Below are 21,877 nucleotides of genomic sequence, written 5' to 3' on the forward strand. Positions count from 1 at the left end.
TTCGGAAAGCTGGCGACCGAAGAGTAGCGTCTGAACTTTCGCCGCTTAGTTTCTCCGCTAGTAGGCGAGGGCGCAGCCGTCGGCTCGCATCTCGCTGGCGGCGGAGTAGAAACGATCGGAGCCGCTCATGCGGTGTTCGATGCATTCGTAGCGGCCGTAGCCGCCGTCGGATGGGCCCATCGGCCAACCGAGGGCAATGAGAGCGTTGCGGGTGGATTCTGGAACTCCGGCTTCCAGGCGGACGATACCTTTCGGGTCGAGGTTTGGTGGATCTTCTCCCATGCTTTGGGAGGAGCCTTCGTGGTGCCAGCGTGGGCTGTCTCCTGCGGCCTGGATGTCGAGCCCGTAGTCCACGCGATTGATGATGATCTGAGCCTGTCCCTGCGGCTGCATGTCTCCGCCCATTACTCCGAAGGACATCCAGGGCTTTCCGTCTTTGGTGGAGAAGCCGGGGATGATGGTCTGGAAGGGGCGTTTGCCTGGGGCGTAGATGTTCGGATGACCGTCCTGGAGAGAGAAGAGTTGGCCGCGGTCCTGGAACATGAAACCTAAGCCGTCGGCTACCAGGCCAGAGCCCATGCCGCGGAAGTTCGACTGAATCTGAGAGATCATGAGGCCGTCTTTGTCGGCGACGGTGAAGTAGGTGGTGTCTCCGTGGCTCGGGGCCTGGCCTGGATGAACTGGGGTGAGGATGCTGCCGAGCTTGATGAGTTTTGCTCGTTCGGCGGCGTAGGCCTTTGAGTTGAGCCATTCGATTGGAATCTTTGCGAAGTGCGGGTCTGCGTAGTAACGCGCTCGATCTTCGTACGCCAGTCGTTTGGCTTCGATCTGAACGTGGAGGGATTGAGCGGATTGAAAGCCCATGTTGCGCAGGTCGAAGTTCTCTGCGATGTTGAGCAGTTGGAGGGTCGCGAGGCCCTGGGTGTTAGCGGCCATTCCATAGACCTCGACACCACGATAGCTGGTGACAAGCGGATCGTTCCATTCGGCGTGTTGGTCGCGGAGGTCTTCGGCGGAGAGCCAGCCTCCGATGCGCTTGAAGTAGGCATCGATCGTCTTCGCAATGGGGCCGTCGTAGTAGGCGTCGCGGCCTCCTTCGGCGATGAGGCGGTAGGTCCGGGCTAGATCTGGGTTACGGAAGACGTCGCCTTCGCCTGGAGCTTTACCGTTTGGAGCCCAGGTGTGCAGTGCGTTTGCGGTCTCTTCGACTCCAGAGCCTGGGCGCGTGAAGGCGGCGAGATTTCGCTTGATGTAGTACCCGATGATTTGAGGGACGGGGACGCCGGATTCGGCGAGGTGAATGGCGGGTTCGAAGAGCTCGGCCCATTTGAGTTTGCCGTAGCGTTGATGAAGCGTCCACCAGGCATCGAGGGCGCCGGGGGTGGAGACGGTGACTGCTCCGAGGGGTGGGAGTGCTCCGTTTTTGGCGCGGGCGCGGGCTGTTTCCAGGGTGAGTGACTTCGGCGAGCGGCCGGAGCCAGCTAATCCCACCACTTTGGAGAGCTTCGGGTCCCAGATCATGGCGTAGCAGTCGCCGCCGATGCCTGAGCTGGTGGGTTCGAGAAATCCGAGACAGGCGTTGGCAGCTACTGCGGCGTCGATGGCTGAGCCGCCTTTTTTCAATATCTCGATTGCGGTCAGAGTCGCGAGCGGATGGGCTGTGCCGGCTGCACCTGAGCAGCCCATGACGGCGGATCGGCTGGCAAAGCTGGCTCCTGAGACGCGGTCGCCAGCGTGAACATCTGGACGGATAAAACGCTCAGCGCCCGCCGGCTGAAATTTGGGAGTGGAACCTTCTTCAGGTTTGCCGGCAGGGCTTTGGCCGAGACTCGGCTGCATGCGGGAGAGAGACCCAGCGGCAACCAACGGAAGAGAAGCGATGAAGGAACGACGTCGCACGATAGTTCTCCTGAAGGAGATTGAGAGAAACGCAGCAAATGATGTTGAACCATCTGTCGAGATATTCAATATATCAAGACCGACCGATTTGATTCGGCGGAAGGGCCTGGAAGATCTCCGGCTCGCAAGGTATCTGACCACAGACTGGGTATGATTGAAGAGATCCCTATTTGATTCCTGTGAGGTTGTTGGTGAGACGACTCGATTTGTTCAAGAAGATTTGTGTTCTGTTGCTGGTGGCGGGCTTCTCATGGACGGGTCTTGTCCGCGAAGTCTCGGCCCAAAGCGGCTCGAGTGAAACTGCGCTGCGGACGGTTGGTTTCATGACGGACTTCGATGTGAAGGACGATGCTGTCGGAATCTGTAAGGCGGTTATGAACGGCGTGGCGCCTGGGGTACAGATCATTGACATCACGCATCAGGCGACGCCGTACGACATTGCAGAGGGTGCGCGATTTCTTGCGGGATCTTCGCCATACTTCCCGAAGGATGCGGTGTTTGTTGTGGTCATCGACCCAACGGTGGGAAGTACGCGCCGCGCCATCATCGCTCATTCCAAGACGGGGCAGTATTTTGTATTGCCGGATAACGGCCTGCTGACATTGATCCAGGATCGGGACGGAATTGACGGTGCGAGACAGATCACTAATCCGGAGTGGATGATCGGGGCGAAGACCTCTTCGACCTTTCATGGCAGAGATATCTTTTCTCCGGCGGGAGCGCATCTTGCGCGAGGCGATGATTGGACGAAGGCTGGCCCGGCGGTGGAGGTGGCGAGTCTGGTAAGGCTCAATCTTCGAAGCGCAGTGGTGGATGCTTCTGGTCTGCATGGTGAGGTGATTGGAACCGACGGGCCCTTTGGAAACCTTGTGCTGAACGTGCCGGCTGAGACGTTTGCGAAGCTTGGGTATCGCGTGGGGGATATCGTGCCGGTGCAGGTAGGCGATCACCTTTACCAGCTGCCGTTTGTAAAGACCTTCAGCGACGTAGCGGTTGGGAAACCACTGGCTTACATTGATTCGCGCGGGCGGCTCAGCCTCGGTATCAATCAAAACAGTTTTGCCGATACCTACGGAGTCAGGGCCTCGACTCCAATCTCGATTGTTGCGAAGAGATGAGATTCAACCTGCAGTGAAGTGGTGCGGGTGTCGTTAGCAGTCACGGGAACTATTGGTTTTGATCTTTCTGCTGTTTGGCCTCGCGTCTGGCTTCGTCGGCAGCTTGTTTGGCTTCCCGTTTCGCTTCGTCGGCAGCTTGTTTGGCTTCACGCTTCGCTTCGTCGGCTTGGCGTTTCGCTTCATCTGCTGCCTGCTTTGCTTCGCGCTTACCCTCTTCCGCAGCCTGCTTGCCTTCACGGGCGGCGTCCTGCGCCTCCCGCTTCGCGTCCTGAATAGCCTGGCGTGCATCTTCCGGCATGGCGGTGATCTTTGGCATGGGAGGCAGAGGGGGCAGCGGCATGATGCTCCCCTTCTTCAAGGAGATGTCGCCCTGGCTGGTGGAGATATGCAGGAGGGGGCCGCCTTTGCCTGCAGTGCCGTTGATGGTCTTCTTTTGGAGGCCGCCATCGGGGATTTGAATCTCGGAGAAGTCGCTCTCGATGTCGCCGTTGGTGGCGTCGAGTTGATAGGCGAAGTTGGCCTGCTCGGGCAGGGTGAGGTTGACGGAGCCGTTGCGATTCTCGACGGTGACATTGCCGAGAGGGGGTGCGCTGGTGAGGTCAACCGACCCGTTGCGATTGGTGACGGTGACATCGCCGGCGACCCGCTCCAGGGTCACGTTGCGGTTGCCCGCTGTGAGCGTAAGAGGGCCGACGGCTTCACTGGCGGTGATATCGGAGTGGCTGATATCGATCTCGCCGTCGAGGCGGGCGAACTGAAGATCGGTGCGGCTGGTGTGGAATTTGATGGGGCCGCGGATGTGTTCGAAGTGCGTGGTACCGAAGAAGTCTCCACTCATGGTGACCGGGCCGGTGAGGTCAGAGAGTGTTGTGTCATGGCCGCGACCCTGAATGGCGAGGGGGCCGGAGACACTGTGTGCGGAGAGGTCGGAGTCGCTGTTGTTGACGTGAGTAACGACGGGTCCGGTGATGCCGGTGAGCTCGATGTTGCCGTGGTTGGCGGTAACCTGAAGCGGAGCCTTGAGTGCACTGACGTGGATGTCGCCGTGGTTGGCGGAGACAACTACAGGTGCAGTCGCCGGCAAGGTAATCGTGAGGTCGGCGCGGGTGCCGTCGATGGCTGGCATGGAGAGAGAGAGGCTATCTCCGGTGTTGGTCAGATTCGGACTGAGTTTTTTGGCTTTGCTGTCGGCGTCAGAGTCGGAACGAGTGTAGACCTCTTTGTGGACGGAGATGTGAATCTGGTTGTCGTCGCTGGTGCCTGAGATGGAGACGTCGCCGCGCGGGTTATCGACGGTGAAGCCGCTGTTTGCGGGGAACGATTGCGAGAGCATCTGGTCGCTCTCGTGTTTGTCGCCGAGAAATTCGTCGAGATTATCTTGATTGAGGTTGAGACCGTTGAGCACGTAACTGTGACCGTTGCCGTTGCGTACGCTGCTGAAGACGATCCCGGTTATGCCTAAGATCAAGAGCAGGGCGAAGACACCACCGCCGAGTCGGCGGCGATAGCGGGGCTGGGTGTCATCGGACTGCATGTACTGGTCGTAGGCCCACTCGAGGAGCATGATGACGCCGGCGCCTACGAGGAGGATCGGCCAGAAGCGGGCGTACCAGTCCCAGAGGCTGTGGGCTGCGACGCGACCGGTTTGCACCAGCAAGAAGAGGATGCCGATGGTGATGAGCAGCAGAGGTCCAAGGATGGAGCTGCGACGGAGGCTGCGGGCCTGATAGCGGTAGGCGTCACGCTGGGCGCGGGCCATGTCGCGCTGGGCACGGGCCTGCTCTTTGAGGACGCGGCGCTGATACTTCCAGTCGCCTCCGTAGGGTGGGCCGGGCGGTGGCGGATAGGGTGGAGGAGGATAACTTCCCATGGCCTAGCTCCCTTCCTGATCGTGCTGGTTGGAGGGGACGATGCTGGTGCCTGGAGGGGCCGGTGGGGGTGGAGCGACCGGGGAGGCCGGAGGAACCCCATAAGGGTAGGCTACGGCTGCGGCAGAGTTGAAAGAGGTGCGTTGAAAGACTGCCATGAGGCCGGCGACGATGATGAAGAGCGGCCAGCTATGGGACCAGGACAGAATGTCGAAGGAGTCGAGCAGGAAGAGGATACCAACGAGAATGACCCAGATGGAACCGCGCAAGGCGCTGAAGAGCCGGTATTGGTAGGCGGGGGTGCCGTCATCTGAGAGGCCGTTCCCTGTGCCGGTCATCTTGTGGACGAAGAGCCAGACGCCGAGTCCGATGAGGAAGAAGGGGATGATTCGGTGAATGGGGAAGTGGTGGAAGAGGCCTGCGTTGCCGATCAGGAAGATGCAGCCGAGGCCAATCAGCCAGAGGGCGCCGGCGGGAAAGCGGTTACGCGATGGCGTAAGGCTAGGATCTAGCGGGTAGGCGGGAGCGCCGTAGGGCGGGATCGGGGGTACGGGTGGGGCGTAGTTCTCCCAAGGAGTTCCCCAGGCGGCGGAGGGCGGCTGCTGGGGCGGATAGCCGGAGGGCGGTGGGGTGTAGGGGCTGCTGGGCGGGAAGTTTGGGACGTCGGGTGTCGGAGCGGTTCCTTGCGGAACGAAGGGGGCGGCTGAGCCTGATTGGGCTGTGCCGGGCCAGGACTTTCCGAAGCCGAGGCGTTCGCCGAGATCGTTCAGGCCGAAGGGATTTGGGAGCAGGGTGCCGTCTCGCCGGGCTTTGGCGGTGTGGTAGGCCTCGATAACCTGGTAGCACACCCAGCCGGCGATAAAGAGCCCGAAGATACCGTGCTCGTCGGCGAGGCTGACGAGGATCGCGAAGACGACCAGATGCACGACTCCCTTGGCGTATTGGCCGTTGTACATTGCACCTACGCCGGGGATAAAGCCTAAGAGTGCGGCGAGGCCGGGGTTTGGTGCTCCCGGCGGGATGGGGGGCGGAATGACTCCGCCGGCAGAGTAGTTTACGCCGGCTTCCGCTCCGCTATAGGCGTAAGAGCCGGCAGCGGGTGGTGGGGCTCCGGCACCTGAGAGTTTGGCGGCGAGGCAGGGTTCGCAGAAGACAGCAGAGCCGACGGTGCGGGTGCACTCCTGGCAGAGTGGCTTGCCGCAGTTCTGGCAGAAAGCAACACGTTCACGTTCAGGATGGTTTGCGCAAGTCATACCAATCCCCCTTCCGACTTAATGACACTGGGAGTAAAGACAACAAAATTCTGAGACTGGAAGGGGAGAGGGGCCCGGGTACTAACTGACGCTACTAGCTGGATATTGCCGCCGGGGGTTTCGCGACGGCTGGAGCCAGGGTTGGGTTTGGGGCTGTTCTGCTTCTGGTCATTTTTCTGGCCGGGCTTCTGATCCTTTGGATCATTCGGCTGGGTGCCAGCTGGCTTGCTGTTTGGCTGGGACGAGTCGTTCTGGTTGGTTGGGGTGCTGGTCGTTCCGGCGGATCCCTCATCGTCGGAAGAGCGCTGCAGATCGCGGACGCGCGATTCAAGTTCGTAGACGACGCGAAGATTGTCGGAGTAACGGACTACCTTGGCTTTGGCCTCGTAGCAACTACGCAGGATACTGGAGGGTTTGAGGTCGCTGGCGCGAAGCTGACTGAGGCGGACCCCGGTGAGGTTCATGGTGAGGGCGATGGAGAAGAAGGCCATGGCAGCAGTCATTGCCAAGCGCGGCTGCAGCATGGTCTGGCCGAAGGAGCGGAGCCCGGAGGTGACGCGAGTGCGGAAGGGAAGCACCTTGGCAGAGGCGAAGGGATTGGTTGCGAGGTTGCCTGACGCGGAGGGAAGCAGAGTCGGATGGCTGAGGAGCGTATTCGGAGTGCGAAGGTAGTCGGTTCGGCCGAGGACGATCGGGGGTTGGTCTTCTTTGGCGGGGCCGAGGGCGGTTTTGCCGCTCGTCTGGGCAAGAATGCTCTCAAAGAGGGTGGCGGGGGGTTCGGGGCGGGGAGACTTGAGCATCTCCATCCAGGCGGCTCCGCGCTGGGCGTCGGCGAGCAGGCCGGCGCAACTGGGGCAGCCGATCATGTGGGTGTCGAAGGTGGCCCGATCTGCTGCGGAGAGGGTACCGTCGAGTGCATCCACGAGCATTGCTTCGCATTGCGCGCAGTGCTGAGGATCGCCGGGTGCGCCGGGTTTGACGCTGCCGAATTGGTTGAAGTCTGCCACTTTAAACCACCTGCCCTTCTATACGTTGCAGAAGCCTTGCTAGTTCCCCGCGACCGCGGCTGATGCGGCTTTTTACCGTACCTTCGGGTATGCGGAGAACCTGTGATATCTCTTTGTAATCCATATCCTCGAGATCGCGGAGGATAACAGCTTCGCGAAGCTCTGGGGAGAGCTGCTTTAGCGCGTTTTGGACGCGAACTTTGAGCTCGAGACCGGCGACATGATGTTCCTGAGAGGGCCGGGGGTCGGCGAGCCGGTCGGCCATGGTGGGACCGTCTTCTTCGCCGTCAAAGGTGGCGTCGAGGGACTCGGAGGCGCGCTCGAGGCGGGTGCGGCGGAAGTGGTCGACCAGGAGATTGCGGGCCAGCGTGGTGATCCAGGTCTGGAAGCTGCCCTTCTGGGTATCGAAGCTGGAGAGGTTCTTGTAGAGCTTCAGGAAGACTTCTTGAGTGAGGTCTTCGGCGTCGGTGCCTGAGCCAGTGAAGCGGTAGCAGATGGCGTAGATACGGCGATGCTGGGAGGCAACCAGCTGCTGCCAGGCCTGCGAGTCGCCGGCCATGCACTGGCGTACCAGTTTGGCGACTGCTTCCTGCGCTGCTTCCTGTTCTGGGGTACGCTCCAACTTCGCCTCAAGTGATTTTGTCGGTGGGAGAAGTGTACCGCGTGGAACGGGCGCTGGATTGATTTGTTGCTGTTGGATATGTGGGTTCTCGACGGCCTTGGGAGCTGGCTGCGAGATGTGCTGCGTGGGGATTCTGGGCAGACGGCGCGTCGCAACTTTGAGCTCTGTGTACCGGCTCGCGGTTGGAATCGTCATGTGTAAAACGCCCATGCATTGCTATACGCATGGGCGTTCCGGTTTGTTCAAAGATGGACAGTGGATGAGGGTTAGGGGGTAGGAGCCGAGATGACGCCGCAGGCGATGCGGTTGCCGGAGTTGCCGGAGGGGTCGGTCTTCATGTCGTCGGCCTTCTCGTGGATGACGATGGAGGTGCCACCGTTGGCGAGGATGCTGTTGGCGGCGGAGGGGTCCATGGAGAGATAGTCGACGTTGAAGGTGGCCTGGCCGAGATGGCCTTCGCCGATGGTGACATTGGTCGGCAGGTCGCCCGCGTGGTGTCCCATGGGGTTCTGGAAGCCATGTTGCTTATTCTCGGGGTTGAAGTGACCACCGGCGGTCTTGAAGTCGGGTGCCTCGCAGAGCGGTTTGGCGTGGATGTGGACGCCGTGCTCGCCCACGGGAAGGTTCTTGAGGTCGAGCTTGATGTGGACACCTTTCTTCGTAGGGCTGAAGGTTGCGGTGCCTGCGTCCTCGCCGGTGGCGGTCTTGATGGGGACGACAACGGCGTCTTTTGGTTTGGCGAAGGCTGGAACGACGAGAAGACTGAGAGTGATGGCGGCGAGGATGTTGCGCATGGCTGTTTCTCCGAAAGACCTACACATGAGAATAGCGAAGTATTTGTTTGGGTTGCGCGCTGTTTCGAAACATCTATGTAAAAATTTGGATCATGATTTCAACGCGGTCCTCGATCCTGACGAAGTTGCTTGTTTTTTCGTTCCTTCCAACGATTTTTTCTGCTGTGGTTGCTCTCTCTGCGGCTGCGCAGACCGCGCCGGATACGAAGCCGGTGGATGCGAAACCCGCAGCTACACCGGGACTGTCGGTCACACTGCCACCCCTGCCGGCGGATGCTCACGTGGATCAGACGATGCAGTTTGAGGGAAAGACGCTGCACTACACCGTGACCGTAGGTACGCTGCCGGTGCGGGATGGTAAAGGCGCGCTGAGCGGGGAGGTGGTCTATACCTCGTACGTTGTTGAGGGGAAGGACCGGCCGGTTACGTTTGCGTTCAATGGCGGACCCGGTGCGGCTTCGGTGTATCTGAACCTCGGCGCGATTGGGCCGAAGAGGGTGGCGTTCGGGGCGGAGGGGCAGAGTCCGTCGGATCCAGCTACGTTGCTGGATAATCCAGGGACTTGGCTGGACTTTACGGATCTGGTGTTCATCGACCCGATCGGGACGGGGTTTTCTCGTTCGCTCGTGTCGGAGGAGGAGTCGAAGAAGCAGTTCTATGGCCCGGACCAGGATATTGCGTATCTGTCGCGGAACATCTACGACTGGCTGGTGAAGAACGGGCGGCTGCAGTCTCGCAAGTACATTGTGGGCGAGAGCTACGGGGGGTATCGCGGGCCGAGGCTGACGGCTTACCTGCAATCGCAGACTGGAGTCGCGGTGAATGGGTTGGTGCTGGTTTCGCCGGCGCTCGCTCCGCAGGCTGGTTCGCAGGATATCTCGCCGATTCCATGGATGATTACGCTGCCTTCGATCGTTGCGGCGAACTATGAGCGACAAGGGAAGCTGACGAACGAGAGTATGGCCGAGGTGATCGACTACACGCGCGGCGAGTATGCGGTGGATTTGATGAAGGGCAACAGCGATCCGGCGGCGACGCCTCGTCTGGTGAAGAGGGTGACGGAGCTGACGGGGCTTGATCCGACGTTTGTGAAGCAGTCGGGTGGGCGGCTGGAGACGCAGGCGTTTCTGCGGGAAGAGTTTCGTGAGACGGGCAAGCTGGGGAGTCGCTATGACCCGAATGTGACGGCTTACGATCCGTTTCCTTACAACCCGACGCAGGAGACGCAGGACCCGATTCTGTTGAGCATTATTGCGCCGACGACTACGGCGATGGTGGATTTTGTGACTCGCACGGTTGGTTGGAAGACGGATGCGAGCTATAACGCGCTGTCGTTCGATGTGAACAGAATATGGGATAACAGCGGGCGGAATGGCGCGTTTTCGGGGTCGGCTTCTGCGACAGATCTGAGGGTTGCGGTGGCTACCGATCCGAAGCTGCGCGTAGTGATTGCGCATGGATGGGCGGATCTGTCTTGTCCGTTTATGGGGTCGGTGCTGACGGTGAGCCAGATTCCGCCGATGGGCGATCCGACGCGGGTGCAGGTGCATGAGTACCCCGGTGGGCACATGTACTATGCGCGGCCAGCCAGTTCGCTGGCGCTGCGCAAGGATGTGATGGAGATGGTGTCGAAGCACTGACAGGGTCCTGCCGGACGGGCTGCCTGCGCGGCGGGCGGCCACTTCGTGGCGGGTGTACCTTGTCTTGGCTGAGTGGCTGTTGTGGGCCTCGCGTTGCTCGGCTTCAACTGCTGCTTTGGATCGAGAGGAACTCCAGTTGCTCGGTGTGCTGGTCGTCGAGGAAGGGCTCGAAGTGGGTGCGGCAGCGGGCTTCGTAGAGGCCGGCGGCGCCTACGAGGACGAGCTCCTGGCTTTGTCCCAGGCGCTGGGTGTGGATGGCGGGGGCGCCGCAGACCATGCAGACGGCGGAGAGCTTAGTGACCTCGTCGGCGATGGCCATGAGAGCGGGAATGGGGCCGAAGGGCTCGGCGTTGAAGGTGGTGTCGAGGCCTGCGATGATGATGCGTTTGCCTAGGTGAACGAGCTCCACGGTGAGGGGGAGGATGGTGTCGTCGAAGAACTGAGCCTCGTCGATACCGATGACGTCGATGGTGTCTAACTGAGGCAATAATGAGGCTTTGAGGTGCTCCACATTGGTGACGGTGCTGGCTTCGTGGGTTTGGGAGCTGTGGCTGGCGATGGAGGTGCGGTGGTAGCGGAGATCGATGTCGGGCTTGTAGCAGGCGACGCGCTGGCGGGCGATGCGGGCGCGTTTGAGGCGGCGGATGAGCTCTTCGGATTTTCCGGAGAACATGGGGCCTACGATGGTTTCGATTCTGCCTGGGATGGGGTGGGTCATTGTGCGGAGGCCTTTGTTGGGGGTCTCTGGTTATCCTAAACGGCGCTTGCGGTGGATTTCCGGGGAGTAATTTTTTTGCCGGGAGAAATGTGGTTTTTGCTGGGGGTTTTGGGAAAAACGGCGTTTTGATTGTGGTTTTTTGGTGGTGAGAACGTGGTGGATTGCGTGGTAGACGCGGTGATTTGGCAGCGTGTTTTTCTGATCTCAAAGATGTGACAGCTTGGTGAAGTTTTTTTTGCCTCACGCAAAAACGATTTTGACGCTTGACCGCAGCCTTGGGGCAACCGTAGTATCCATCCACCGACGACACAGCGCACCAACGACGAAGCCTTGCAATCCCACTTTGGTTGTACTCTCCCACGCTCCTCCCACAACTGCTCCAGACAGACAAACCCAATTCAACGAGGATTTTAGCTATGACGCAGCACTACTTTCGTAATCATGTCTCTCCTCGCCTTACCTTCGCCGCTGCGCTTGGAGTTCTGGCGCTGACGGCGGGTTCGGCATTTGCTGCCACGGCCGGCCAGACGAACCTGGGCCCAGAAGACGAGTCGAAGCAGATTTCAGTGACTGTTTGGCTGAATCCGCATAACAAGGCCGCTTTGGATACGGCGGTTCAGCAGATGTATGACAAGGAGTCAGCGAGCTATCATCACTTTCTGACGCTGAAGCAGTTCAACGAGCAGTACGCGCCGACTGCGAAGGAAGCCGGTGTGGTTCGCGAATATCTGGCGGCTCACAATCTGAAGGTCAAGTCGACCGAGAAGAACAATCGGTTTGTTGTGGCTGAGGGCCGGGTTGGGGACGCGCAGGCGGCTTTCAATACGAAGATCAACCGGGTGATGGTGAACGGAGAGGTTCACCATGCCAACACGGCGGAGGCTTCGGTTACAGGAGAAGCGGCTCCGCTGGTGGCTACGGTGCAGGGGCTGAGCGATCTCAAATATCGAGCGCTGGTGAAGCCTTCCGTCAACCCGGAGAGCGGCGTGCCTTATGAGGGGGTTTCGCCATCCGCGGTTGGCGCCGATGGACTGTTCTACAGCGCGGACTGTCTCCGTGGGGCTGCGTCGAAGGTTTTCAAGACGGACGGCGGATTTCCGGAGGCGTTCTACGCGGGCAACCTGTATGGGGCGAGCATTACCAATGCCAAACCGCCTAACCTGCCGCCGTGCGGCTACGATGCGGCTGAGATCCAAGAGGCGTACGGCCTGAAGCCGCTTTATAAGAAGGGCCTGGATGGGGCCGGGCAGACCATCGTTATTGTCGATGCCTTTGGCTCGAACAGTATCGTGTCAGATGCCAATCTGTTTTCTCAACTGAATGGATTACCTGCGCTCACGCCATCGAACTTCCAGATCGTGGAGCCGACTGGGCCGGCTACCTGCACAGCTACCAACGGATGCATTGCGGGGAACTGGCAGTACGAGACGACGCTGGACGTGGAATGGGCACACGCGATTGCGCCGAATGCCAATATCGTCCTGGTGTTGGGAGCAGACAACTCATTTACCAACCTCGATCTTTCCAACCTTGCTGCGATCCAGAATGGATATGGCAACGTGATCTCGAACAGCTTCGGGATTTCAGAGATAGCGCTGAAGGAGTTAGATCCGTCGGAGTTGGTGGTAGAGAACGGGATTGCGCAGATCGCTGCGGCATTGGGCATCTCGCTGAACGTATCTACCGGCGATAGCGGGGATGAACTGATCACGAATAATGCCGACTTCGGCATCAACGCGGTCTCTGTCAACGCAAATGCCGACTCTCCGTATGCGACGGCGGTTGGCGGCACGAGTACGTTTCTGGACGCCCACAACAACATCAAACTGCAGACGGGATGGGGTTTGAACCTTGCGCGAATCGCCAACGCGAATCCGAATCCTCCGGTGATTCCTCCACTCCTCTTTGGTTTTCAGTCTGGTTCGGGGGGAGGCACCAGCGTTGTCTATGCCAAACCTAAGTTCCAAAAGAGCCTGAAGGGGAAGTTCCGCCTGCTGCCGGATATCTCTATGAATGCGGACCCACAGACCGGCAACGAGGTCGTTGTTTCGCCCGATGGAGTTCCTGCTCACGGGACTCAAGTGCTGGTGTTCGGGGGGACGAGTCTTTCTTGCCCGATGTTCTCCGGCTACTGGGCGATCGCGAACCAGGCTGCCGGAGCGCCGCTTGGACAGGCTGCGCCGATTCTTTATGAGTTGTCTGAGGGTGCGATCATAGACGTCAATGTGACACCAGTCGATACGCTGCTGAACGTATCGGGACTTATCATCGATCCGCCGAACAGTCCGATCTTTGAGAGTCAGTCTGCTCTGGCGCAACCGTTGGAGAACACGAAGCTGTTTGTGAGTGCGTTGTACAACAGCCCGAGTTCGACTCGCTGGGACGTGCTGACGTTCGGGACGGACTCGTCGCTGGTCACGGGCCCCGGCTGGGACAACGTGACTGGACTGGGTACACCGAATGGAGCGACGTTCATCAACGACGTTGTCAAGGCTGTGCAGTAGAAGCAGGAGTAGATTTTTCAGGTCGGTTTTATCTAGTTGTTATCCGGGCCGGAGGTCTCAGGCGAAACGATCCGCCAGAGGCTCCGGCCGGAAGTACGTCCATCTTTGAATACTCAATGAGGACAATTATGAATGTTTCCCGTTTGTTAACCTGGGCGATCTCCGCCGCGTTGGGTATCACCCCCTCGCTTCATGCCACTCAACAGAAGCACATCGATGTACACAAGAAGGGAACGACCAGTATGGCTCAGGCCAGAGCGCTGGCTGAGGCTCCTGAGACTTCAGGGCTTTATGCGATGAAGCCGAGGGCTATGCGGAAGCAGATGCCGAAGCCGTTCGTCGGCAGATCTCATGTGGAGCTGAATCAAGCGACGAGCGCAGGTCTTGTATTTGGCGGCTTTCCTATAGTGGCTCCCGATAAGACGTTTTCCGGCTTCGACGCTCTCGACTCGACGGACTCCGGAGAAGCCAACGGATTTGTTGTGGAACCTCCCGACCAAGGTCTTGCGACCAACGGAGAGGATATTCTGGAGCCGGTGAATCTGGCGCTGCGGGTGTTCACGAAGACGGGAGCTGCTTTGACGCCGCCGGTGAGTCTGAATGCGTTCTTTGGCGTGCCGACCGCACCTAATAAGGACGGCACGACGGATCAGTTGTCCGATCCACGTGCGTTCTATGATTGGGAGTCGAAACGCTGGTTCGTGACGATACTCGAATACGCCACCACGCCTGCGGGGAATTTGAGCGGAGGGTCGGAGGTGCTGGTTGCGGTCAGCGATACGAGCGACGTTCTGGGCAGCTACACGGTGCAGTCCATCGATGTCTCTGACGCGAGTTTTGGTCAGTGCCCGTGCCTGGGTGACCAGCCGTTGCTGGGACTGAACAAGGATGGTGTGTATCTGAACACGAATGAGTACTCGAACACGACGGGGTTCTTTCAGACGGCACTGCTGATTGCGGTCAGCAAGCGCGACCTGATCGCAGGTTCGTCGAGCGTTTCCGCTGCAGGCTTTGACGGTCTGCCGGTGGCAGAAGGGCAGGCGTTTTCGATTCAGCCTTCGTTTCCTTCGCCCGGAACCTCGACCACAGAGAATCGCGGGACGGAGTACCTTGTTAGTTCGCTCGACTTCACCGGAACGGTGGACAACCGTCTGGCAGTGTGGTCGCTCACCAACACTCAGAGTCTGAATGGAAGTGTGCCTAACCTGAACCTGCAAGTGACGGTTATTACAACGCAGGAGTATGGGCAACCGGTTCCCGCGGTACAGAGACCTGGAAGCTATCCACTTGGTGAATCCCTGGGAGAGCCTGAAGAGGCGATCGACACGGGCGATGACCGCCTGCAGCAGGTGTTTTACTCACAGGGCAAACTTTACACGGCCTTGACTACAGTGCTTCTTGAGCCGAAGGAGACCACGGGACCGCGATCGGGTGCTGCCTGGTTCGCGATCGAGCCGAATGCTACCTTTGCTTCTCTGTCGGCGAAGATATGGAAGCAGGGACTTATAGGGATCGACGATGGTTCGGTCATGTACCCCGCATTCGCGGTGAACGCTGCAGGAAATGGCGTGATCGCCTTCAGCCTTACGGGCGCGAACTACTTTCCAAGTACGGGTTACGTTGATTTCAGCAAGGGGAGCGTTTCGCCCAAGGTGCATCTGGCCGGCATTGGTCAGACACCGGACGACGGTTTCTCTGGCTACCCGGAGTTTGGGGGCGCAGGAGTGGGTCGCTGGGGCGATTATTCCGCGGCGATGGTGAGTCCGAATGGAGACCTCTGGATGGCTGCAGAGTATATCCCGAATACTTTCTCTCGCCCACGGACCAAATACACCAACTGGGGTACGTTCATTTACCAAGTGCATTGAGGCAAAGGGCGGGCGTTCTGACGAACGTCCGCCCTTCATTTCGTCTGGCTGGAGAGGACCGTATGGCTGCTATTCGTGGGGCTGATGGCGGTCTTCTGGTGATGCGTAGTGGGTCGTGATGTCAGTCGCGGTGATATCGATTTTGGAGCTGGCGGCAATTGTTTGTGCGATCTGCTGATCGGTGTGCCCCTGCTTGCGGAGAGTTTCAATCTCGTCGCTGATCATGCCGACGAAAGATTGGATGGGAAACATTTCGGCTCCCAGGCCTGCGAGTTTACGGAGCGCGTTCTGGGCGCGAATGGCTTCTTCGATCGGGTAGCTCTTGCTTTCGTCGGGCATGGGATCTCCTTGTGGATGGATAAGTTCAAGGACCAGGGGAGCTGGTTTGTCCTGATCAGTATGGACCGATCGGATGCAGACGCGGAGGCTTTAGCGCGGCGGGTTTCGCGTGAGGTCAACTCTGAGGTTGCTACTTTTCGATGGGATAGAGGGATTCTTCCGGGGCGTTGGTGGGGCTCTCGAAGTCGAGTTTGTAACCGTCGGGGTCCGGGAGGATGGTGACCCACATCGCGTTGCCAACGAAGGGGCGTTGGGGCTGAAGACCTTGTGAGAGCGCTGCGTGGTAGATGGCGAGGGCGTCTTTGCATTGGAAGCAGAGAGAGACGCCTTCGCCGAGTTTGCCGGGTGGGCGTCTTTCGGGGCTGAACTCCTGGAGCATGAGGGCTGCGCCTTCGAGTTGAAGCCAGCACCAGCGAAGCTTGCCGTGGTCAATCCACTCCCTGGTCTTTTCAAAGCCCAGGCCGTCGACGTAGAAACGGAGAGAGGCGTTGAGGTTCGAGACCCAGAGGAAGGGAACTACCTGCTGGATGTTGGGAGCGAGTTTTTCCGGATAGGTTTCGACGGTCATAGGGCGGGCTCCTGTTGGTTATGCGGGAGGCTCTTCTTTCTTTTCGACGGCGACGAGGGGTTGCCAGAGTTCGATGCGGTTGCCTTCGGGGTCGGTGATCCAGGCAAAGCGGCCGTAGTCGGAGTCTTCGCGATGGGGATCGATGGGGATGTTTTCTGCGAGTTGGGCGAGGAGTTCATCCAGATTGTCGACGCGATAGTTGACCATGGCTTGCTGCGGGCCTTTCTCGTTGCCCTTGCCGAAGTAGGGGGTGTCTTCGGGGAAGAGAGACCAGATGGTCATTCCGGTGGTGGCGGGGATCTCGTCGGTCCAGAGGAGGGTGGCGCCGCCGTATTCGGAGAGGGTGAGGCCCAGGTGTTTGGCGTACCAGGCGGAGAGGGTTTTGGGATCGCGTGCGCGAAGGAAGATGCCGCCAATGCCGGTGACTCGGGCCATGAATGCCTCCTTGATTTTAAGACGAGTATATACACGGGAATTCCGGGGATGCGGGATGGAGGGGCTTAGGCGCCGACGTTGACGCTGGGGAGGGTGTCCGAGTATGCTCCTCGGCAGTTGGTGGGCCCGGGAATCTGCGCGACATCATGTGCCGGCTCGTGTGCTTGCTCTCGACTACTCCTGCGCACAACTTAGAACTGCTGTCGCGAACCCCGAATCAATTTTTTCCGAGGAGATTGCGATGGCTACGACACAGCAGGCGACCCCACAGGGGCGAGAGATTAATCCGGATGCGTTGAATGCGCTTCTGGGGCGTGTGGTTCAGGATATGGGTGCTGCGATGCAGGCCCCGCTGATTTTGATTGGCGACAAGCTGGGGCTCTATCGGGCGATGGGGGATGGAGAGCCCGTGACTCCGGCGGAGCTGGCGAAGAAGACGGGCACCGCGGAGCGCTATGTGCGGGAGTGGCTGAATGCGAATACTGCTGGGAAGCTGATGGAGTTTGACGCCGCTAAGGGGACCTATTTTTTGACGCCGGAGCAGGCGCTGGTGCTGGCGCTGGACGATACGCCGGTGCATCTTCCGGGGTTTTATCACATGATGGCCTCGGTGATGAAGGATGAAGAGAAGCTGACGGAGATCTATCGCACGGGCAATGGGATGGGTTGGCACGAGCATGAGAAGGGGCTGTTTGAAGGGTGTGAGCGGTTCTTCCGGCCGTCCTATCTTGCGAATCTTGTCTCCAGCTGGATTCCTGCGCTGGAGGGAGTGGAGGCGAAGCTGAAGGCGGGGGCGCGGGTGGCGGATATCGGCTGCGGGCATGGAGCTTCGACGTTGCTGATGGCGAAGTCTTATCCTGCCTCGAAGTTTTTTGGGTTTGATTATCATGGGCCGTCGATCGAGAAGGCTCGTGCGAAGGCGGAGGCTGCGGGGGTGGCGGATCGCGTGACGTTTGCTGTGGCTTCAGCGAAGGATTTTCCGGGGAAGGATTATGACCTGGTGGCGTTCTTCGACTGCCTGCATGACATGGGCGATCCGGCGGGGGCGGCGAAGCATGTGAAGACGACGCTGGCGCCGGGTGGCACCTGGATGATTGTTGAGCCGTCTGCCCAGGACGATACGGCGGCGAATCATAATCCGGTGGGGCGAATCTACTACTCGGCTTCGGCGACGATCTGCGTGCCTTGCTCGCTGGCGCAGGAGGTTGGGCTGGGGTTGGGAGCGCAGGCGGGGCCGGCGAGGATCGAGAAGGTGGTGCGGGAGGGAGGTCTTACGCACTTCCGCAAGGCTGCGGAGACGCCGTTCAATATGGTGTTTGAGACGCGAGGTTGATGGAGACGCGAGGTTGATGAAGAGGGACGGCGGCTTTTACTGCTCTGCCGTCAGCTTTATTTATTGCTTTTCGACAACGACGGCGGTGCCGTAGGCGAGGACTTCGGTGACGCCGTTCATGAGTTCGTTTGCGTCGTAGCGGAAGGCGATGACGGCGTTGGCACCGAGCTGGGCGGCGTGGAGGGTCATCATGGCGTAGGAGTCCTGGCGGGTCTTCTCGCAGAGTTCGGTGAAGAGAGTGATGTCGCCGCCGACGATGGTCTGGAGGCCGGCGCCGATGGTGGCAACGATGTTGCGCGAGCGGACGACGATGCCGCGGACGATGCCGAGGTTCTGGACGATGCGGTAGCCGGGGAGCTCGAGGGCAGAGGTGACGAAGGCCGGGTTGATGGAGTTTGCGGGCGGCGGGTAGGTCGACATTTGGAGCAGGCTCCTGACTTGCTGGAGAAGATACGGATTGAGGTGGGATTTGGTTCCGGCGTGTGTGTCGATGTGAGTTGCCGGCTAGTCGATGTGGAAGACTTCGTCGATGGGGGACATGAGCTGGTCGGGGTCTTTGCCGTTGGTTTCGACGAAGAAGTCCTTCATCTCCGACTGCCAGAGGGCGTTGATGGGTTCGTTGCGCATTCTTGTCTGGGCCAGCTGGAAGTCGTCGGTTTCGAGGTAGCCGATGAGCTGGCCGCCTGGGGTGAGGAAGAGGGAGTAGTTGTGCCAGCCGGTGCGCTGGAGGGCGGCGATCATGTCGGGCCAGACGGCGGCGTGGCGGCGGCGGTACTCGTCGAGGCGGTCGGGCTTGATTTGGAGGAGGAAGCAGACTCTTTGTTTGGTGGGGTGCTCTGAGTTCATGGGGCTCCCTTGTTTGTTGCTCGATGCTTGTTGCTTGACTCAGACGCGGAGGTTGGCGATGAGTCGGGTGACGGCTCCCGAGTCGATGGTTTTCGCGGCGAGGGCTATGCCGTTGGGGAGGTCGAGAGCAAGGTCTGCGGCGACGAGGACGGCGGCGGCGTTGAGCAGGACGATGTCGCGGCGGGGGCCTTGCTCGCCGGAGAAGATGGCGGTGAGGATGGCGGCGTTGGTCTGCGCGTTGCCGCCCTGGAGGGTCTCGATGGGCGCGCGCTGGAGGCCGAGGTCTTCGGGGGTGACGGTGGCGATGGTGACGGCGCCGTCGTGGACTTCGGCTAGCTGGGTGGGGCCGCTGATGGAGATCTCGTCGAGACCCTTTTCGCGGAGGGTGCTGCCGTGGACGACGAAGGCGTGATGGGTGCCGAGGAGGGACATGACTTCGGCGACGATGGGAACGAGATACGCGGCGTAGACGCCCATGACCTGCGCGGAGGCTCCGGCGGGGTTGGTGAGGGGGCCGAGGATGTTGAAGACGGTGCGGACTCCAAGGGCGCGGCGGACTGGCATGACGGCCTTCATGGCTGGATGAAGACTGGGGGCGTGGAGGAAGGCGAAGTGGTGGGTGCGCAGAGCGGTTGCGGCTTGCTCGGGGGTGAGGTCGACGGGGATGCCGAGGGCTTCGAGGACGTCGGCTGAGCCGGTCTGCGAGGTGATGGCGCGGTTGCCGTGTTTGGCGACCATGAGGTTTGCGTCTGGGGTTGCGGCGGCGACAAGGGCGGCGGCGGTGGAGATGTTGAAGGTGCCGCTGGCGTCGCCTCCGGTGCCGCAGGTGTCGACTAGATTGATGCGTTCGGCGTTGGTGAGGGGGATGGGGGTGACGGCTGTGCGCATGACGTCGACGAAGCCGGCGATCTCTGAGGCGGTTTCGCCGCGGGCTGCGAGAGCTCCGAGGAGGGCGGCGATCTCGACGTCGGTGAGGTCGCCGGCGAGGATGTGGTGCATGAGGTCGCGGGCTTGTTCGCGGGTAAGGGGAGTACGGGCTTCGATGATTTGTTTGAGATGAGGCTGGGGCGGCATTAAATAAAGCGTAGCAGGTGGGGGCTGGCTCTCGGGCCTTGAGTGTTCGTTCTGGCGATCCGATGTTGGCTGGTTTGCTGGGCGAGAACATTCGGGGGTGAACGTGATGTGGGGAAACCGGTTGTGGGCCAGTTTGAAATGCTAGGCAAGCAGAGTTAGCGATAACGTCGTTTTGCGGGATGTCGCTTCGTTACTACCGAGAAACCGACTTATCGTTACTTATCCCGGCTCGAAGAGTGACTTGGCGATTTATCAACAGTTGACCCGCTGTGAGACATTGACGCCCTACGCTGAAACATCACTTTCACGGCAGAGCGCACGCTCGTCTTCATATGGTTCCGTTTGAGTCGCAGTGGTTGATCTTATGCCCCATTCAACCAACCGCCGGTAAAGCCTGCTCGCTTCAAACCACGCACCAGGTTGGGCACTTTGCGGGTGGCGTTCCAGATGATCCCCGTTTTGTAATTCGCGATCATGCCTAGAATTGGCCCCTGATTGTCGCTGAGATAATCATTGTCAACCCAGCCTAAGCGCCCATCAACGCTGCCTGACCTAAGGCTGACATGGGTATCACGGAAGCTAGGGTTGAACGAATCGAAAAAACCGTACTTGCCGTAAAGCCGCCCACCTTGGAAATTGCGTAAGGCCCAGGCCGCAGGGATGCAAATCTCGGGTGCAAAGGGAATCGAGGCTACCGCGGCGGTGGGGGCAAGGGTGCCATAGTCTTCCTCGTCGGGCATGCCCTTCGGCCCATAGGCCGCATAGCCATAAAACTGCGTCGGCTTGCCTTTGAAATTTATGACTAGATCACCTGGTCCATCGCAGGCGCTGAGGCCCCAGATGTCCTTGGAATAACTATCCCAACCCATGGGGTTGGCCATGGCATAGTTGCGCTGCGCATAGGTGGCGCGGCGGGAATTCTCGAAATAGTCAAACCCGGCCGCGCGCGTGGTCGCATCATAGATGCCGCGATAGTCAACCCACACGGCCCCATATTGATGCGCAAAGTGCGGCGCAAAGGAGAGGTAGCGGTTCGCACCTTCTCCACGCCAATATTTTGGGAAGGGCGCAGTCCATGCCTCGAAGGCACCCTCCTTAGCCTGGTGAGACCGTGAGCCGAGCGCGAGGAAATAGAGCGCCATGCCCTCGTTATAGCCATCCCAATTTCGCTCAATAAAGCCGCTCTCCGGATGCCAGCCCATCGAGATGGCTTTGCCGCCCGTGCTATTGGCCTGCATCCAATCCCATTCGGTGCGATCCAGCAGACGTTGCGCGAGTGCACGGATCTCCTTTTCCTTCTCATCCTCCTGGTCGAACCAGCCTTGCGCAAATGCCATGCCCATTTGCAGCCAGCAGGTATCAATTGTTGAAAGTTCCCAATCTGGCAACCGTAGTCCGGTCTCCATATCGATAAGGTGGTAAAAGAAGCCACGATAGCCCGCGGTGCCAGACCGTTGTTCGCCCTGCGGTAACTGCTCAAAGAACCGCAGCGTCCGCAGCGTGATGTCTCGTGCCTGATCGCGTGTGATCCAACCGCGCTCAACTCCAATTGGCCAAGCAGTTAGAGCGAAGCCTGTCCCCGTGATGCTGCAAGCGGCCGGCGTCGACCAACGATCTGCCATCAGGCCGTTGCTATGGTTCACACGCTCCCAGTAAAAGGAAAAAGTGCGATGCGCAATATCGCTGAGCAACTGGGAATCCGAAACGCGCGCCGTAGCGGCCTTCGCCCATGTCGGACTAGAAACAATTCCGGCGGCAGCAGCGCTGAGGAAACTGCGGCGGGTCAGTCTCGGAGGCTCGCTGGGCATGGTCCGGTCAGTGTAACGGAGAGGAGACCAGAGCCGGAGGTTATGGTTAACGCTATCAGGCCTATGCACTCATTGAACGGGGCCTGGGTCCGTTTGCATCACTAGTCCCGGGAATCGAGCTTGTATTCCCAAAGCTAAATTGGGTATCTACGCAGCCCCTTCAAAGCGCCAACTTTTAGTTTC

19 protein-coding genes are annotated in these 21,877 nt (G+C 59.6%); 5 read left to right on the forward strand and 14 right to left on the reverse strand.

Annotation, left to right across the window (positions count from 1 at the left end; translation table 11 throughout):
• Positions 1-57: 57 nt before the first annotated feature.
• On the reverse strand, positions 58-1,899 hold the full coding sequence (locus tag HDF12_RS06005) for a gamma-glutamyltransferase family protein (RefSeq protein ID WP_179581665.1): 1,842 nt from the start codon (positions 1,897-1,899) through the stop codon (positions 58-60).
• 191 nt (positions 1,900-2,090) lie between these two features.
• Between HDF12_RS06005 and HDF12_RS06010 the strand changes: the two genes are divergently transcribed.
• Entirely contained in the window at positions 2,091-3,017 is a 927-nt protein-coding gene (locus HDF12_RS06010; RefSeq protein ID WP_373563850.1) for an SAM hydrolase/SAM-dependent halogenase family protein, read from the forward strand.
• Between the two features lie 49 nt (positions 3,018-3,066).
• On the opposite strand, the gene HDF12_RS06015 is transcribed toward HDF12_RS06010, so the two are convergent.
• From HDF12_RS06015 to HDF12_RS06035, 5 genes are all read right to left on the reverse strand, one after another.
• Positions 3,067-4,887, reverse strand: a complete 1,821-nt coding sequence (locus HDF12_RS06015; RefSeq protein ID WP_179581666.1) for a DUF4097 family beta strand repeat-containing protein — start codon at positions 4,885-4,887, stop codon at positions 3,067-3,069.
• Between the two features lie 3 nt (positions 4,888-4,890).
• Positions 4,891-6,138, reverse strand: a complete 1,248-nt coding sequence (locus HDF12_RS06020) for a B-box zinc finger protein (protein ID WP_179581667.1) — start codon at positions 6,136-6,138, stop codon at positions 4,891-4,893.
• On the reverse strand, positions 6,135-7,145 hold the full coding sequence (locus tag HDF12_RS06025) for an anti-sigma factor family protein (RefSeq protein WP_179581668.1): 1,011 nt from the start codon (positions 7,143-7,145) through the stop codon (positions 6,135-6,137). The genes HDF12_RS06020 and HDF12_RS06025 overlap by 4 nt, the downstream gene beginning before the upstream one ends.
• A 1-nt stretch (position 7,146) precedes the next feature.
• Positions 7,147-7,962: an RNA polymerase sigma factor gene (locus HDF12_RS06030; RefSeq protein WP_257025375.1), complete on the reverse strand. Its 816-nt coding sequence runs from the start codon at positions 7,960-7,962 to the stop codon at positions 7,147-7,149.
• Between the two features lie 71 nt (positions 7,963-8,033).
• Positions 8,034-8,561, reverse strand: coding sequence for a superoxide dismutase family protein (locus HDF12_RS06035; RefSeq protein ID WP_179581669.1), 528 nt, complete (start codon positions 8,559-8,561; stop codon positions 8,034-8,036).
• 92 nt (positions 8,562-8,653) lie between these two features.
• Here HDF12_RS06035 and HDF12_RS06040 point away from each other — a divergent pair, with 92 nt between their 5' ends.
• Positions 8,654-10,201 carry a S10 family peptidase gene (locus HDF12_RS06040; RefSeq protein ID WP_179581670.1) on the forward strand — a complete coding sequence of 516 codons (1,548 nt, stop codon included), beginning with the start codon at positions 8,654-8,656 and terminating at the stop codon, positions 10,199-10,201.
• Between the two features lie 103 nt (positions 10,202-10,304).
• Here the strand turns inward: HDF12_RS06040 and HDF12_RS06045 are convergent, their stop codons facing one another.
• Positions 10,305-10,919, reverse strand: coding sequence for a thymidine kinase (locus HDF12_RS06045; protein WP_179581671.1), 615 nt, complete (start codon positions 10,917-10,919; stop codon positions 10,305-10,307).
• Between the two features lie 416 nt (positions 10,920-11,335).
• Here HDF12_RS06045 and HDF12_RS06050 point away from each other — a divergent pair, with 416 nt between their 5' ends.
• Both HDF12_RS06050 and HDF12_RS06055 read left to right on the forward strand, forming a co-directional pair.
• Entirely contained in the window at positions 11,336-13,423 is a 2,088-nt protein-coding gene (locus tag HDF12_RS06050; RefSeq protein WP_179581672.1) for a S53 family peptidase, read from the forward strand.
• A 128-nt stretch (positions 13,424-13,551) separates the two neighbouring features.
• Positions 13,552-15,291, forward strand: a complete 1,740-nt coding sequence (locus tag HDF12_RS06055; protein ID WP_179581673.1) for a hypothetical protein — start codon at positions 13,552-13,554, stop codon at positions 15,289-15,291.
• A 69-nt stretch (positions 15,292-15,360) separates the two neighbouring features.
• Here the strand turns inward: HDF12_RS06055 and HDF12_RS06060 are convergent, their stop codons facing one another.
• The 3 genes from HDF12_RS06060 to HDF12_RS06070 all read right to left on the reverse strand — a co-directional run bounded on the left by HDF12_RS06060 (position 15,361) and on the right by HDF12_RS06070 (position 16,633).
• Positions 15,361-15,630 carry a hypothetical protein gene (locus HDF12_RS06060; RefSeq protein WP_179581674.1) on the reverse strand — a complete coding sequence of 90 codons (270 nt, stop codon included), beginning with the start codon at positions 15,628-15,630 and terminating at the stop codon, positions 15,361-15,363.
• A gap of 130 nt (positions 15,631-15,760) precedes the next feature.
• Positions 15,761-16,198 (reverse strand): VOC family protein, encoded by a 438-nt coding sequence (locus tag HDF12_RS06065; RefSeq protein WP_179581675.1) that lies wholly within the window; start codon positions 16,196-16,198, stop codon positions 15,761-15,763.
• An 18-nt stretch (positions 16,199-16,216) separates the two neighbouring features.
• Positions 16,217-16,633 carry a VOC family protein gene (locus HDF12_RS06070; RefSeq protein WP_179581676.1) on the reverse strand — a complete coding sequence of 139 codons (417 nt, stop codon included), beginning with the start codon at positions 16,631-16,633 and terminating at the stop codon, positions 16,217-16,219.
• Positions 16,634-16,874: 241 nt separating this feature from the next.
• On the opposite strand from HDF12_RS06070, the gene HDF12_RS06075 reads away from it, so the two are divergent.
• Positions 16,875-17,966 carry a class I SAM-dependent methyltransferase gene (locus HDF12_RS06075; RefSeq protein WP_179581677.1) on the forward strand — a complete coding sequence of 364 codons (1,092 nt, stop codon included), beginning with the start codon at positions 16,875-16,877 and terminating at the stop codon, positions 17,964-17,966.
• A 60-nt stretch (positions 17,967-18,026) separates the two neighbouring features.
• On the opposite strand, the gene HDF12_RS06080 is transcribed toward HDF12_RS06075, so the two are convergent.
• From HDF12_RS06080 to HDF12_RS06095, 4 genes are all read right to left on the reverse strand, one after another.
• Positions 18,027-18,386, reverse strand: a complete 360-nt coding sequence (locus HDF12_RS06080) for a YbjQ family protein (RefSeq protein ID WP_179581678.1) — start codon at positions 18,384-18,386, stop codon at positions 18,027-18,029.
• A gap of 84 nt (positions 18,387-18,470) precedes the next feature.
• A complete protein-coding gene (locus HDF12_RS06085; RefSeq protein ID WP_179581679.1) occupies positions 18,471-18,812 on the reverse strand; it encodes an L-rhamnose mutarotase in 342 nt (113 codons plus the stop codon).
• A 39-nt stretch (positions 18,813-18,851) separates the two neighbouring features.
• On the reverse strand, positions 18,852-19,886 hold the full coding sequence (gene trpD, locus HDF12_RS06090) for an anthranilate phosphoribosyltransferase (protein WP_179581680.1): 1,035 nt from the start codon (positions 19,884-19,886) through the stop codon (positions 18,852-18,854).
• A gap of 362 nt (positions 19,887-20,248) precedes the next feature.
• A complete protein-coding gene (locus HDF12_RS06095; RefSeq protein ID WP_218892308.1) occupies positions 20,249-21,577 on the reverse strand; it encodes a glucoamylase family protein in 1,329 nt (442 codons plus the stop codon).
• Positions 21,578-21,877: the final 300 nt, after the last annotated feature.

Origin of the sequence: Tunturiibacter gelidiferens (assembly GCF_013410115.1) — a bacterium.
In the GTDB taxonomy this organism is placed as follows: Bacteria; Acidobacteriota; Terriglobia; order Terriglobales; family Acidobacteriaceae; genus Edaphobacter; species Edaphobacter gelidiferens.

What these genes read in the sequence shown, in the direction of transcription:
- HDF12_RS06015 (WP_179581666.1), bottom strand. Translation starts at nt 4,887, where the DNA reads ATGGGAAGTTATCCTCCTCCACCCTATCCGCCACCGCCCGGCCCACCC.
- HDF12_RS06020 (WP_179581667.1), bottom strand. Translation starts at nt 6,138, where the DNA reads ATGACTTGCGCAAACCATCCTGAACGTGAACGTGTTGCTTTCTGCCAG.
- HDF12_RS06030 (WP_257025375.1), bottom strand. Translation starts at nt 7,962, where the DNA reads ATGACGATTCCAACCGCGAGCCGGTACACAGAGCTCAAAGTTGCGACG.
- HDF12_RS06035 (WP_179581669.1), bottom strand. Translation starts at nt 8,561, where the DNA reads ATGCGCAACATCCTCGCCGCCATCACTCTCAGTCTTCTCGTCGTTCCA.
- HDF12_RS06040 (WP_179581670.1), top strand. Translation starts at nt 8,654, where the DNA reads ATGATTTCAACGCGGTCCTCGATCCTGACGAAGTTGCTTGTTTTTTCG.
- HDF12_RS06045 (WP_179581671.1), bottom strand. Translation starts at nt 10,919, where the DNA reads ATGACCCACCCCATCCCAGGCAGAATCGAAACCATCGTAGGCCCCATG.
- HDF12_RS06050 (WP_179581672.1), top strand. Translation starts at nt 11,336, where the DNA reads ATGACGCAGCACTACTTTCGTAATCATGTCTCTCCTCGCCTTACCTTC.
- HDF12_RS06055 (WP_179581673.1), top strand. Translation starts at nt 13,552, where the DNA reads ATGAATGTTTCCCGTTTGTTAACCTGGGCGATCTCCGCCGCGTTGGGT.
- HDF12_RS06060 (WP_179581674.1), bottom strand. Translation starts at nt 15,630, where the DNA reads ATGCCCGACGAAAGCAAGAGCTACCCGATCGAAGAAGCCATTCGCGCC.
- HDF12_RS06065 (WP_179581675.1), bottom strand. Translation starts at nt 16,198, where the DNA reads ATGACCGTCGAAACCTATCCGGAAAAACTCGCTCCCAACATCCAGCAG.
- HDF12_RS06070 (WP_179581676.1), bottom strand. Translation starts at nt 16,633, where the DNA reads ATGGCCCGAGTCACCGGCATTGGCGGCATCTTCCTTCGCGCACGCGAT.
- HDF12_RS06075 (WP_179581677.1), top strand. Translation starts at nt 16,875, where the DNA reads ATGGCTACGACACAGCAGGCGACCCCACAGGGGCGAGAGATTAATCCG.
- HDF12_RS06080 (WP_179581678.1), bottom strand. Translation starts at nt 18,386, where the DNA reads ATGTCGACCTACCCGCCGCCCGCAAACTCCATCAACCCGGCCTTCGTC.
- HDF12_RS06085 (WP_179581679.1), bottom strand. Translation starts at nt 18,812, where the DNA reads ATGAACTCAGAGCACCCCACCAAACAAAGAGTCTGCTTCCTCCTCCAA.
- trpD (WP_179581680.1), bottom strand. Translation starts at nt 19,886, where the DNA reads ATGCCGCCCCAGCCTCATCTCAAACAAATCATCGAAGCCCGTACTCCC.